Origin of the sequence: Corynebacterium humireducens NBRC 106098 = DSM 45392 (assembly GCF_000819445.1) — a bacterium.
Classification (GTDB): Bacteria; Actinomycetota; Actinomycetes; order Mycobacteriales; family Mycobacteriaceae; genus Corynebacterium; species Corynebacterium humireducens.
The window spans coordinates 940040-953138 of record NZ_CP005286.1 but is presented as its reverse complement, the minus strand read 5'-3'; the positions used below and the strand labels follow the sequence as shown (position 1 = coordinate 953138).

Below are 13099 nucleotides of genomic sequence, written 5' to 3'. Positions count from 1 at the left end.
CATGACCCACGACGTGATCCGCGTGACCGGCGCGCACGTGAACAACCTGCGCGGCGTCTCGGTGGAGATCCCCAAGCGGAGGCTCACCGTCTTCACCGGCGTATCCGGTTCCGGCAAGTCCTCGCTCGTCTTCGGCACGATCGCGGCCGAGTCGCAGCGCCTCATCAACGAGACGTACTCCACCTTCGTCCAGGGCTTCATGCCCACGCTCGCCCACCCCGACGTCGACCGCCTCGAGGGCATCACCACCGCGATCATCGTCGGTCAGGAGCCGATGGGCGTGAACTCGCGTTCCACCGTCGGCACCGCCACCGACGCCACCGCGCTGCTCCGCATCCTCTTCTCCCGCCTCGGCGAACCCCCGGCGGGTGGCCCGGGCGCGTACTCCTTCAACGTGCCCTCGGTGTCCGCGGCGGGCGCGGTGTCGGTGCAGGGCGGCAGGCGGGAGCGCGTCGAGTTCCGGCGCACCGGCGGCATGTGCCCCGGGTGCGAGGGCAGGGGCAGGGTCTCCGACATCCTCCTCACGGAGCTTGTCGACGACCGCCTCTCCCTCAACGACGGCGCCATCCTCGTCCCCGGCTACAAGGTCGACGGCTGGGCGTGGCGGACCTTCGCCGAGACCGGACTGCTGCGTGCCGACGTGCCCGTCGGTGAGTTCACCGCCGAGGAACGCGAGATCCTGCTGTACTCCGAACCGCGGAAGGTGCGGTTCAACGGCTTCAACTACACCTACGAGGGGCTCGTCCCCCGGGTGGAGAAGTCGATCCTGTCGAAGGACCGCGACTCCCTGCAGAAGTCGCTCGGCGAGTTCGTCGACCGGGCCGTCACCTTCGTCGACTGCCCCGACTGCGGCGGCACCCGCCTGGCGCAGCATGCGCTGGACTCCCGGATCAGGGGCCGCAACATCGCCGAACTGTGCGCGATGGAGATCCGCGATCTCGCCGCGTGGATGGAGGAGCTCTCCGCCCCTTCGGTGGCCCCGCTCGTCGACTCCCTCCGCGAGACCCTCGCCAACTTCACCGCCATCGGCCTCGGCTACCTCACCCTCGACCGCCCGGCGGGCACGCTCTCGGGTGGCGAGGCCCAGCGCACCCGCATGATCCGCCACCTCGGTTCCGCTCTCACCGACGTCACCTACGTCTTCGACGAACCCACCGCCGGGCTGCACCCGCACGACATCCAGCGGATGAACACCCTGCTCCTGGAACTGCGGGACAAAGGCAACACGGTGCTCGTCGTGGAGCACAAGCCGGAGACCATCGCCATCGCCGACCACGTCATCGACCTCGGCCCGCACGCCGGCCGCGACGGTGGCCTCATCCAGTTCGAGGGCACCGTCGAGGGGCTGCGCAGGTCGGACACCCTCACCGGCCGGCACCTCGACGACCGGGTCTCGCTGCGGTCCCCGGTGCGGGAGGCGACGGGCGCGCTCGAGATCCGCGGGGCGAACCGCAACAACCTGCGCGACGTCGACGTCGACATCCCCCTCGGCGTGCTCACCGCCGTCACGGGCGTCGCCGGTTCGGGCAAGTCCTCGCTGCTCGCAGAACTGCCGCGGACCGCGGACACCGTCTTCGTCGACCAGTCCGCCATCCGCGGTTCCCGCCGCTCCAACCCGGCCACCTACACCGGGGCGCTGGAACCGATCCGCCGGGCCTTCGCCAAGGCGCACGGCGTGAAACCCGCCCTCTTCTCCCCCAACTCCGAGGGCGCCTGCCCGAACTGCCGGGGAGCGGGCGTGGTCTACGTCGACCTCGGCATCATGTCGGGCGTCGACCTGCCCTGCGAGGTCTGCGAGGGCCGCCGCTTCGACGAGGCCGTCCTGGACTACGAGTTCGGAGGCCGCAACATCGCCGACGTCCTCGAGATGCCCGCGTCCGTGGCGCACGAGTTCTTCACGGACGCCGGGACGAAGGTGCCGGCGGCGGCGCGGATCCTCGGTCGGCTCGTCGACGTCGGCCTCGGCTACGTCACCCTCGGCCAACCCCTGACCACGCTGTCCGGCGGCGAGCGTCAACGCCTCAAGCTGGCCTCCCACCTGGCGGAGAAGGCCACGGTGTTCATCCTCGACGAACCGACGACGGGCCTGCACCTGGCGGACGTCGAGAAGCTCCTCGGGCTCCTCGACCGCATGGTGGACTCCGGGCGGACCGTCGTGTGCATCGAACACCACCTGGCGGTGGTGGCGCACGCCGACCACGTCATCGACCTCGGCCCCGGCGCGGGTTCCGACGGCGGACTGGTCACCTTCACCGGCTCTCCGGCGGAGATGATCGCCGACGCGACCACCCTCACGGGCCGCTACCTGGGCGAGTACGTGCGCTAACCCGCGACCCAGCCCCCGTCGACCGGCAGCAGCACGCCGTTGACGTCGGAGGCGGTGTCGGAGAGCAGGAAGACGATGATCGCGGCGATCTCCTCGGGCTCCGCCGTGCGCAGCGCGGACTCGTGCACCGGGGTGATCGCGGCGAGGCCGTGGGACGGGTCGATGTCGCCCTCGTTGACGGCCGCGGAGGTGGTCATGATGTTGGTGTCCACCCCACCCGGGGCGACGAGGTTGCAGCGGATGTTCTCCCGGCTGTAGGTGTAGGCGGTGTTCCTCGTCAGGCCCGCGAGGCCGTGCTTGGAGGCGGTGTACGCCGCGCCCGCCGCCGCGCCGCGCAGGGAGGCCGCCGAACCGGTGTTGACGATCGCGCCGACACCCGCCTTCCGCATGTGCGGCAGCACCGCGCGGGTGAGCAGGAACGGGGCGGTGAGGTTGATGCGCAGGCAGCGCTCCCACACGGCGTCCTCGGTCTCGGCGGCGCCGTCGAACTTGTCCATGATGCCGGCGTTGTTGACGAGGCCGAGGCGGCCGCCGGTGTCGACGGCCTGCGCCACGACGTCGTCGACGACCTGCTGGTCGGAGATGTCACCGACGGCGGCGCTCGCCTGTCCACCGGCGTCGGTGATCTCCTTGACGACGTCCTCGGCGGAGTCCGAGATGTCGGCGACGATGACGTGCGCCCCGCGTTCCGCGAGCCGGAGGGCGGTGACCCGCCCGATGCCGGAGCCGGCGCCGGTGACGATGATGGTCTGACCTGCGAAATCCTGGAGTGACATGGGACTCTCCTGTGATCTGGTGGAATGTTGTCCCTTCACTGTAACCCGGAACACTTTCGCTGTTCAGGGGTTTGCGGTGCGCTACCGAGGCCTGGTCTGCTCGACGATCTTCACCTGGTGGTCGTCGGTGCCCTGCCTCTGGTACTCCTCCAGCACGGCCCCGACGACGGCCGGGTTGATGTGGCCGTCGCCCTCCTCGTCGGGGATGTGGTGGATCGGGCCGATCGGCTCCGGGGACGGGGCCTGCTCCATCTCCTCCCACTCCTCGGCGGTGGCGGCGGACTCCCACTGGCGGGTGACGATGGGCACCGGGGCGCCGAGGTCGTTCCGCAGGGCGGTGCCCAGGCTGAACATCATGACGAAGCCCATGACGAAGAAGGGCAGGCCGATGACGATGATGATCTGCTGCAGCGCCGAGAGTCCGCCCTGACCGGTGGCGGCCAGCAGCACCGCGGCGACCGCCCCCATGAGCACCGCCCACGTGACCTTCTGGTGGGTGGGCGCGAAGACGGGTTCCCTGCCGGAGGCGATCATGTCGGTGACCATCGCGGCGGAGTCCACGGAGGTGGTGAAGAAGATGACGACGATGAGGATGCCGAGCCCGGACATGAACGTCGCGGCCGGGTAGTGCGAGAGGAACTCGAAGAGCGCGCCCGGGATGTCGCCCTCGACGGCGACGCGCTCCACCAGGCCGCCGCCGTCCTGCTCGATGAGGAAGGAGGAGGCTCCGAACACGCCGAACCAGATGAGGGAGAACGTCACCGGCAGGCCGAGGACGCCCGCGACGAACTCCCGGATGGTGCGGCCGCGGGAGATGCGGGCGATGAAGATGCCCACGAAGGGCGACCAGGTGATGGTCCACGCCCAGTAGAAGACGGTCCAGGTGTTCTGCCACGTGGCGTTCTCCGGGCTGTTCGGGGTGGCGTTGTTCCAGAAGGCCAGTTCGGGCAGGCGGGCGAGGTAGATGCCGAAGGACTCGATGGTGCCCTTGAGCACCAGCACGGTCGGGCCGGCGACGACGACGAACACCAGCAGGCCGATGGACATCCAGATGTTGACGTTGGACAGGACCCGGATGCCGCGGTCGAGTCCGGCGGCCACGGAGAGGCACGCGACGGTGGTGACGATCGCGATGATGACCACCTGCACCACCGGCGAGACCGTCAGGCCGAAGAGCTCGTTGAGGCCCGCGTTGATCTGCAGGGTGCCCAGGCCGACGGAGGTGGCCACGCCGAAGATGGTGCCGATGAGCGCGATGACGTCGATGCTCCGGCCGAGCGGCCCGTAGACGCGGGAGCCCAGCAACGGGGAGAAGATCGAGCTGACGCGCGGCGGCATCTTCCGCTTGTAGATGAAGTAGGCGAAGCACAGCGCGGGCAGCGCGAAGATGGTCCAGGTGTGGAGACCGAAGTGGTAGTGCGTGATGGCGATGGCCTGGCGGGCGGCCTCGACGGACTCGGGGTCGACGTCCCCGATCGGCGGGTTGGCGAAGTGGGAGATCGGTTCCGCCACGCCCCAGAACATGAGGATGGTGCCGATGCCGGCGGCGAAGAGCATCGCGAACCACACGAGGGTGGGGTACTCGGGCCGTTCGTCGTCGGCGCCGAGGCGGACGTGCCCGTAGCGGCTGACCGCCACGATGATGAGGAACAGGAGGAACACCGTGACGCCGAGGATGTAGAACCAGCCGAGGTTCGTGAGGATCCAGGTGGTGGCGGCACCGAAGACGTCCCCGACCCAGTCGCCGGCGACGATGGTCAGCACGACGAAGGCGAGGACGGCCCCCACGGTGGCGAAGTACACCGACGGGTCGGTCTTGAGGCGCAGGGTGGACGCGAGGCGGGTGAGCATGGGGGATCCGGTCGGGGTCGGGAACACAGGTCAGGGCCACCGTAGGCAGATCCCGGCGCGCTCCGACACCCGTTTTCCGTAGGCCCCGGCCATCACCCACCGGAGGAAACCGGCCCTCACCGGCGACAAGGGCATTCCATAACAATCCCTTAACTAATCGTCCAGCGCCGCCCGGAAGGCCGCCTCCGCCGCCTCCCCGAAGGGGACGAAGATGACCTCCTCGACACCGCCCACCTCCCGGCAGGTGGTCACCGCGATGCGGGCGGCGTCGTCGATCGGCCAGCCGTACACGCCGGCGGAGATCGCCGGGAACGCGACCGTCCGGGCCCCCAGCGACACCGCGAGCCGCAGTGACTCCCGGTAGCAGGAGGCGAGGGTGGCGGAGCGGTCCTCGGTCGCGGACCACACCGGCCCGACCGTGTGGATCACCCAGCGGGCGGGCAGGTCCCCCGCCCCGGTGGCCACGGCCTGACCGGCGGGCAGTCCGTCGGGCAGGTCCCGGGCGCGGATCTCGCGGCACTCGGCGAGGATCGTCGGGCCGCCCACGCGGTGGATGGCGCCGTCGACGCCCCCGCCGCCGAGGAGTCCGGAGTTGGCGGCGTTGACGAGGGCGTCGGCACGCACGCGTGTGATGTCACCTGGTTCAATGCGCAGCTTCATGCCGCCAGCCTAGGTAATCCAGCGCGGGACCCGCCGGGCGTAGGCCTCGTACTCGGGGCCGAACCTCTCCCGCAGCACCGCCTCCTCCGCCGCCACCTGCCCGCGGTCGACGGCCCACACGAAGCCGGCCACCGGCAGCAGCCCCGGCCAGGAGCCGCGGGCGAGGGCGTGCGCGACGAGCGCCCCGGCGAGCGCCAGGTACATGGGGTTGCGGGTGTGCGCGAGCACGCCGTCGGTGACCAGCGCCGAGGCGCGGTCGATGCGCACGGGGTCGAAGGTCGTGCCCGCGCGTGCGAAGCCGCCCAGCGCGGCGACGCCGAGCGCCCCGGAGGCGGCGAGCAGGGGCGCGGCGAGGGTGAGGCGGGGCGTCGACAAGCGGCCGTGGAGCAGTTGGGCGCCGGCGGCGAGGACGAACAGTCCGGCGGGTGGGATCCTCATGTCGTCCACGCTAGCGCGACTAGGCTGTACGCATGGCCGTTCCCAGCTACCCCCTCGCCCGCCCGCCGGCGGGCACGGACGTCCACTCGCTGCCGGTGGAGAAGGTCAGTCAGGCGATCCTCTTCTCGCAGCTGCGCGCCGCGGAGCTCATGGAACCCGGGGGCACGCTCATCCTGGTGCGGCTGATCCCGGACTTCATCCACGGTGGTTGGCGGGTGCGGTGGGAGTTCGGCACGATCGGGTCGGTGCCGGCGCCGCTGCGTGGCGTCTTCCCCGAGCTCGAACGCATCCACCAGGCGCAGTGCGAGCCGTTGGCGTGGGCGCGGGTGTCGGTGAACAAGGAGCGGGGGCTTCTCGACGTCGCCCTCGAACTCCCCTCCCCCGAGCTCGCCGTCCCCTGGAACTCGCTTGTCGACGGCACCCGGCTCCTCCCCCAGGGTGGTCGCCTCCCGGCGACGCTGACGGGTGAGAACCGGCAGATGCTCGGCCAGGTCGACGGCGTCGACGTGTGGGTGGAGGGCGAGGTGGTCGGGCAGCTCGAGTACGTGCCGCTCGAGGACGGTGCGTTGGGGGTGCGGGTGTTCGTGGTCGACGGGGAGTCCTTCATCGACATCGGCGTCGGCGATGTCGCGCCCGTCCCGGTGCTGCCGGAGCGGGTCGTCGTGGAGGAGGCCCCCTCGCCGGCCACCCCGGCGCTGTCCCCGCAGGACCCGTGGGATGTGACGGTGCCCGGGGAGGAGCTCGCCGAACCGAATCCGACGGGCCCCCGGAGGGTGCTCAGCCCCGTGGTGCTGGCCGACAGCACGTACTGAGGGGCCCGGCTTTCCCTGTCGGCCTATTGTCCGGGGGTATCCGTGCTAATAGACTCACACTCAAGTGATCTATCCCACCCACAAAGGAGCCCACCATGACCGACTGCCAGAAGAATCCGGCCCTGACCAGCGTCTTCCGTATCCGCGACGCCATCAACAGCCGCAACCTCACCGGACTCGAGGAACTGTTCACCGAGGACTTCCTCGATCTCACCGACCCCTCGGGCAGCCCCCGGGGCGTCGAGGGGTACATGAAGACCCTCGAGCACTTCGCCCGCACCCTCGGCATGCACGTCGAGGAGGAGGCGATCATCGAGACCCCCGACCGCATCATCGCCCGTGTCACGGAGCACGGCAAGGGCGTCGCCTCGATCCACGGCGAGGAGGCGGCCGGACGTCCCTACACCATCGACGCCGTCCACATCTTCCACACCCGCGGAGACCTCATCGCCGCCCACTGGGGGCTACGCAACAGCCTCGACATGCTCGTCCAGCTGGGACTGGTGGAGCCGCCGCGGGGCAGGAAGTAGGTACCCTCGGAAAGTATGGACGACCGGATCAGAGAGGTGATGTCGCGCGTCGACCGTGCGGATTTCCTGCCGCTGGCGGCGCGTCGTCACGCCCCCTTCGACCTGCCCATCGCCATCGGCCACGGGCAGACCAACTCGCAGCCCTACACCGTGGCGGTCATGCTCCGGCTCCTCGACGTCCGCCCCGGCCACCGCGTCCTCGACGTCGGCTCCGGCTCCGGGTGGACGACCGCCCTGCTCCACGAGCTTCTCGACGGCACCGGGCACCTCACCGCCGTCGAGATCGTGCCCGAACTCGTGGAGTTCGGCCGGTCCAACCTCGCCGCGGTCGGCCGTGACGTCACGGTCCACCAGGCGACGGAGGGCGTGTTCGGGCTGCCCGACCAGGGCCCCTTCGACCGGATCCTCGTCTCCGCGGAGGCCGACACCCTGCCGCAGGAGCTCATCGACCAGCTGCGGGTCGGCGGGGTCATGGTCATCCCGGTGGCGGGCACGATGCTGCGGGTCGAGCGGATCAACGAGGACGAGGCCGCCGTCACCGAGCACGGGGCCTTCCGTTTCGTGCCGCTGCTGCGGTGGCGGGGCCCGGTGAACTCGTCCGGGCACCACCGGGAGTGAGCGGCTAGATCGGGTCGAACACCCGGAAGTGCACGGCCTGCGCGCCGTCGGGCTGCTCCAGCATCATGGGGATGAAGTCCGCGGGCGCCGGATGGTCCGGCAGTGCCTCGAAGTAGACCTTGTGGCGGCTCAGCGACTCGATGCCCGCCTCCACGGCCTTCTCGTCGACGGTGACGCGGTGGGTGGCGTCACCGGCGTTGGCGACGAGCAGCCGCTGAGCCTTGTGCGCCGGCAGGTCCAGGTCCCGGTGGATCCACGGGTTGTCGGCGTCGCGGACGGCGTCGACGGTCATGAGACCCGCGACGCGGTGGTCGGCCTGGTTGTAGGAGCCGTAGGCCTCGAGGTCGAAGTTGGCGGTGATGACGGTGTCCGGCCGGAACTGCCGGATGTGGCGGGCGATGTCGCGGCGCAGTTCCAGCGAGTCCATGAGCTGGCCGTCGGGGTGGTCCAGCAGGGTGAGGTCGGTGACGCCGACGCAGGCGCAGGCCTGCCGCTGCTCCTCGGCGCGCAGGGGGCCGGTCTCGGCGGGGTCGAGGTGACGGATGCCGGCCTCGCCGTGGGTGAGCAGCAGGTAGCCGACCTCCACCCCGGCGCGGGTCCACATGTCGACGGCGCAGGAGAGGCCGTACTCGGCGTCGTCGGGGTGCGCGACGACGATGAGGACGCGTCGGAAAGCACTCCAGTCCAGGTCAGGCAGCACGTTTGTTGTCATGCCACTCACTCTAGCGCTGCAGACCACCCGGGGGCGGCGCTGCCTATACTCGCGGCCATGGACCCCCTGCACCTCGACCCCGGACCCGGCATCCCTCACGGCCTGGTGATTCCGGGGGCCGACCTCAACGAACAGTTCGCCCGCTCCTCCGGTCCGGGCGGGCAGGGGGTCAACACCACCGACAGCAAGGTGCAGCTGTCGATCGACCTCGCGACCACCTCCGCACTCACCGACGCGCAGCGGCGCCGTGCCCTGCGCAACCTCGGTCCCCGACTGACGGGCACGGTGCTGCAGGTACAGGCCTCCGGGCAGCGCTCGCAGCTGCGCAACCGCGGGGAGGCCCGTCGCCGCCTGGCGGCACTGCTCCGCGAGGCCCTCGCCCCACCGCCGCCCCCGCGCCGGGCGACGCGTCCCACGCGCGGTTCGGTACGGCGTCGCCTGGCGGAGAAGAGGCGCCGCTCCGACCTCAAGGCCACCCGCCGGAGGCCCGACCGGTCCGGGGACTGAGGGGGCGGATCCCCGCCCGGGACAGCACTACCTGAATCCGAGTTTCACCAGCTCAGGACTCTTTACCAGCCCCGTAAGGTATGAGATCATGTACTTAGAAGAAAGGAGGAGCACATGAAGAAGCCCGGTAAGCTGCTCAAGAGCAAGGCCACGTTCACCCGTGACGAGCTGGCCAACCTGCTGGAGGACCTGGCCGCCCGCGTCCGCGACGGCGAGCTCACCCTCGGGCAGGGCAAAGGACAGGTCTCCATGGACCTGCCCGAGACCTTCACCGTTGAGATGGAGGTCCAGAACACCGGCAAGCGTGTACTCAAGCGCGAACTCGAGCTGGAGATCGAATGGCCCATCGAGGCCGACGGCACCCCGCTCGAAGGCCGTGACCCACGCGCCGGCTTCACCGTCAACTGACCGCAGCCCGTGACGGCCTCCGTCGTCACGGGTTCCGTCATGCTCCCCCACCACCCCAAGGAACCCATGCAGGCACCCTTCCCCATCTCCGACTCCGTGAAGTCCTGGGCCTCGCTTCTCGACGACGCCACCCGCGAACAGGCCCGCTCCCTGGGTGAACTGCCCTTCATCCACCCGCACATCGCCCTCATGCCCGACGCCCACGCCGGCCTCGGCTCCGCAGTGGGCACCGTCATCCCGACCGTCGGCGTGGTCCTCCCCGCCGCCGTCGGCGTCGACATCGGCTGCGGCATGATCGCCGCCCGCACCCGCTACACCGCCGCCGACCTCGAGGGCCGCGACCTCACCCGCCTCCGGGACACCCTGGAGCACGTCATCCCGCTCTCCCCCGGCAACTACAACAAACGCACCGACCGCTTCCCCTTCACCGCCCCACGCCTGAAGGAACTGCAGCAACTCGCCGGGCGTGACGACGTCGACCTCTCCCACTCCCCGCACTGGAAAGTCCAGCTCGGCACCCTCGGCGGCGGCAACCACTTCATCGAACTGTGCCTCGACGAAGACGACCGGGTGTGGATGTTCCTCCACTCCGGCTCCCGCGGCGTGGGCAATAAGATCGCCCGCGTCCACATCCGCGCCGCCCAGGAACAGTGCCGCCGCGAAGGCGTGAAACTGAACCACCCCGACCACGCCTACCTCCGCGAGGGAACCCCGGAATTCGACCGATACCTGCGTGAACTGCGCTGGGCCCAGCACTTCGCCCTGCTCAACCGCGAGGACATGATGGACCGCTTCGCCTGGGCACTCGCCGACTTCATGGGCGACCCGGACGTAGGCGAGGCCGAACGTATCAACTCCCACCACAACTACACCGAACCCGCCGTCATCGACGGCGTCCACGTGTGGCTGACCCGCAAGGGAGCCATCGACGCCTCACAGGGCCGCCCCGGCCTCATCCCCGGCTCCATGGGTGCCCAGTCCTACGTCGTCGAGGGCCTCGGCAACGACGAGGCCCTGCGCTCCGCCCCGCACGGCGCCGGCCGCACCCTCAGCCGCACCCAGGCGAAGAAGCAGTACACCGCCGCCGACCTGGAGAAGGCCATGGGCGACATCGTCTACCGCCCCGGCAAACAGTGGGTCGACGAGATCCCCGCCGCCTACAAACCCATCGACGTCGTCATGGAGGACGCCGCCTCATTGGTGACGATCCGCCACACCCTGCGCCAGGTGCTCAACGTCAAGGGGCTGTAGGGGAGAGCCCCGGTTTATCTCGGGGTTCGCCCCGATCTTGCTGGCCCCGGGCAGACAGCCACCCGGGACCGGCCTAACGTCCAGGTCATGAGCACAGTTCACGCCCCCGACCGCGTGCCCTGCCACCGTTACGACAGGCCCCTCACCTTCTACCTCCTCGCCACCCTGGTCCCCTGGGCTCTGTGGGTGCCCGGTGCCTGGTTCAGCCACCAGGACCAGGCCGGGCCAGCTTCCCTGCTGGCGCTTTCCGGACTCTTCGCGCCGCTCGGTGTCGTGTGGTGGCTGACCCGCCACGACCGCGCACTGCAACGCGACATGTGGCGCCGCGTGTGGGACTTCCGTCGCGTCCACCCGGTGTGGACGGCCCTGGCGGTCGGGCTCATGCCGGGGGCGGTGCTCGTCGCCACCGGCATCTCCCTGTTCTTCGGCTACTCCCCCGAGCAGTTCCTCTGGCGGGGTGGCGCAACCTTCGGCATCGGGCTGCTGTCCGGCTGGACGGTGCTCATCCTGGCACCGGTCGTCGAGGAACTGGCCTGGCACTCCTACGGCACCGACACCCTGCGCAGCCGGTTCTCGCTGTTCACCACGTCGCTGATTTTCGCGGTGGTGTGGGCCCTGTGGCACGCCCCGCTCGCGCTGTTCGCCGGTTCCTCCCAGGAGCAGACGGTGGCCGAGGGGTGGATCCACGCCCTCAACTTCCCCGTGAGCATGCTCCCGTTCGTGCTGCTGATGAACTGGATCTACGTCCGCGGCGACCGCAACATCACGCTCACGATCCTCGTCCACCTCGGCGCGAACCTGAGCACCCAGGTCCTGGCCACGCACCCGGACACAGAGGTCATCGCCACCGGTGTCCTTCTCGTGATCACCGCCGTCGTGCTGTGGCACGAGCGGGAACTGTTCTTCACCCCGCCGACACGTCAGGCCGGGCGCAGCTCCAGCAGTCTGCCGGCCGGGCCGTCCTCCAGCACCCAGATCGCCCCGTCGGGTGCCTCGGCCAGCGCCCGGATGCGCGCGCCCATCTCCCATTCGTCGACGACCGTCGCCGGCTCGCCGAGCTCCACCCGGACGATCTTCTCGCCGGACAATCCGCCGAGGAGGGCGGAGTTCGACCAGCCGTCGAAAAGCTCCCCGGAGTAGATGAGGAGGTTGCCGGGCGAGATCGACGGCACCCACCATGCGGCGGGGCCGTGGAAACCGTCGTCGTCGCTGTGGTCGGGGATGGGGTCGTTGTTGTAGTGCACGCCCATCGACGCCTCCGGCCACCCGTAGTTGTCGCCCTCGACCAGCAGGTTGAGTTCGTCGCCGCCCTGCGGGCCCATCTCCGAGACCCAGATGCGCCCCTGGTCGTCGGTGTCGATGCCCAACGCGTTGCGGTGTCCCATCGTCCACTGCTCGGTGTCCCACGGGTTGCCCGGCGCCGGCTGCCCGTCGAGGGTGAGGCGCAGGACGGAACCGAGGTTCGTGTCGTTCTCCTGCGCGGGGGTCATCTCCTGCCGGTCGCCGGAGGTGACGTAGAGGTGGCCGTCGTCAATGAGCAGGCGCAGCGAGAGATGGCCGTTGCCGGCGGCCGGGGTCTGCTCCCAGATCTCCTGCAGCCCCGTCAACTGATGCCGGTCCATGTCCAGGTACGCGCGACCCACGACCCCCTGCGCACCGTTGGTGTGGGACCGGACCCAGCTGAGGTAGACCATGCCGTCCTGCTCGAAGGTGGGTCCGGGGATGATGTCGTGCATGCCCGCCTGCCCCTGCGCGTGCACGGGCGGCAGACCGGTGACCTCCGTGACCTTGCCGGTCGTCTGGTCCCGCAGCTGCAGCGCGCCGCGGCGCTCGGCGATGAGCAGATGGTCGGTGCCCGGCAGGAAGGTCATCGCCCACCCGGTGTTGAAGCTGCCGTGCTCGTCGACGGTGAACTCGCGGGTGGCGTCGTCGAGGGCGACCGGCTCCGGGGTGCCGGCGACCTCCGCGCCCTCCTCCTCTTCTTCGACAAGCTCCGGGTCCACCGTCGCCGGCGACACCGTGGCCCCCTCCGTGGGCGGTGGCACCTCCGCGGGTTCCGAGGTGCAGCCGCTGAGCAGGACCGCGGATAGGGACAGGGCGAGGATTCGACGCATGGCCCCACACTAACCAGAGATCCGATGTGATGAGCGTCATCGAGATCTGTTCATGGCCGGTCTGTAATGTCTCTACTCGTTGTCCGGCCCCCTGCT

13 protein-coding genes and 1 pseudogene are annotated in these 13099 nt (G+C 69.9%); 8 read left to right on the top strand and 6 right to left on the bottom strand.

Annotation, left to right across the window (positions count from 1 at the left end; translation table 11 throughout):
* Position 1 precedes the first annotated feature (1 nt).
* On the top strand, positions 2–2326 hold the full coding sequence (locus tag B842_RS04855) for an ATP-binding cassette domain-containing protein (RefSeq protein ID WP_040085484.1): 2325 nt from the start codon (positions 2–4) through the stop codon (positions 2324–2326).
* On the opposite strand, the gene B842_RS04850 is transcribed toward B842_RS04855, so the two are convergent.
* From B842_RS04850 to B842_RS04835, 4 genes are all read right to left on the bottom strand, one after another.
* Positions 2323–3102, bottom strand: coding sequence for an SDR family NAD(P)-dependent oxidoreductase (locus tag B842_RS04850; protein ID WP_040085483.1), 780 nt, complete (start codon positions 3100–3102; stop codon positions 2323–2325). The two genes, B842_RS04855 and B842_RS04850, sit on opposite strands and share 4 nt — an antisense overlap.
* 81 nt (positions 3103–3183) lie before the next feature.
* On the bottom strand, positions 3184–4953 hold the full coding sequence (locus B842_RS04845; protein ID WP_040087342.1) for a BCCT family transporter: 1770 nt from the start codon (positions 4951–4953) through the stop codon (positions 3184–3186).
* A 153-nt stretch (positions 4954–5106) separates the two neighbouring features.
* The gene (locus B842_RS04840; protein ID WP_040085481.1) at positions 5107–5613 is read right to left on the bottom strand and encodes an O-acetyl-ADP-ribose deacetylase; all 507 of its coding nucleotides are present in this window, start codon (positions 5611–5613) and stop codon (positions 5107–5109) included.
* A gap of 9 nt (positions 5614–5622) precedes the next feature.
* Entirely contained in the window at positions 5623–6051 is a 429-nt protein-coding gene (locus tag B842_RS04835) for a methyltransferase family protein (protein ID WP_040087341.1), read from the bottom strand.
* A 32-nt stretch (positions 6052–6083) separates the two neighbouring features.
* On the opposite strand from B842_RS04835, the gene B842_RS04830 reads away from it, so the two are divergent.
* The 3 genes from B842_RS04830 (at position 6084) to B842_RS04820 (ending at position 8011) form a co-directional block, all read left to right on the top strand.
* Positions 6084–6863: a hypothetical protein gene (locus B842_RS04830; protein WP_040085480.1), complete on the top strand. Its 780-nt coding sequence runs from the start codon at positions 6084–6086 to the stop codon at positions 6861–6863.
* Between the two features lie 95 nt (positions 6864–6958).
* Entirely contained in the window at positions 6959–7393 is a 435-nt protein-coding gene (locus B842_RS04825) for an ester cyclase (protein ID WP_052437755.1), read from the top strand.
* Between the two features lie 15 nt (positions 7394–7408).
* Complete coding sequence (locus B842_RS04820) at positions 7409–8011, top strand: protein-L-isoaspartate O-methyltransferase family protein (RefSeq protein ID WP_052437754.1); 603 nt, start codon at positions 7409–7411, stop codon at positions 8009–8011.
* A 4-nt stretch (positions 8012–8015) separates the two neighbouring features.
* Here the strand turns inward: B842_RS04820 and B842_RS04815 are convergent, their stop codons facing one another.
* On the bottom strand, positions 8016–8723 hold the full coding sequence (locus B842_RS04815) for a PIG-L deacetylase family protein (protein WP_040085479.1): 708 nt from the start codon (positions 8721–8723) through the stop codon (positions 8016–8018).
* Between the two features lie 57 nt (positions 8724–8780).
* On the opposite strand from B842_RS04815, the gene arfB reads away from it, so the two are divergent.
* From arfB to B842_RS14115, 4 genes and pseudogenes are all read left to right on the top strand, one after another.
* Positions 8781–9230 (top strand): alternative ribosome rescue aminoacyl-tRNA hydrolase ArfB, encoded by a 450-nt coding sequence (arfB, locus tag B842_RS04810; protein ID WP_040085477.1) that lies wholly within the window; start codon positions 8781–8783, stop codon positions 9228–9230.
* Positions 9231–9344: 114 nt separating this feature from the next.
* Positions 9345–9638 carry an amphi-Trp domain-containing protein gene (locus tag B842_RS04805; protein WP_040085476.1) on the top strand — a complete coding sequence of 98 codons (294 nt, stop codon included), beginning with the start codon at positions 9345–9347 and terminating at the stop codon, positions 9636–9638.
* 66 nt (positions 9639–9704) lie between these two features.
* A complete protein-coding gene (locus B842_RS04800; protein ID WP_040087338.1) occupies positions 9705–10889 on the top strand; it encodes an RtcB family protein in 1185 nt (394 codons plus the stop codon).
* Positions 10890–10976: 87 nt separating this feature from the next.
* Positions 10977–11678: pseudogene (locus B842_RS14115) on the top strand (CPBP family glutamic-type intramembrane protease); the annotation flags it as partial.
* Positions 11679–11809: 131 nt separating this feature from the next.
* Here B842_RS14115 and B842_RS04795 read toward each other — a convergent pair.
* Positions 11810–13003, bottom strand: coding sequence for a PQQ-dependent sugar dehydrogenase (locus B842_RS04795; protein WP_040085475.1), 1194 nt, complete (start codon positions 13001–13003; stop codon positions 11810–11812).
* Between the last annotated feature and the right edge of the window lie 96 nt (positions 13004–13099).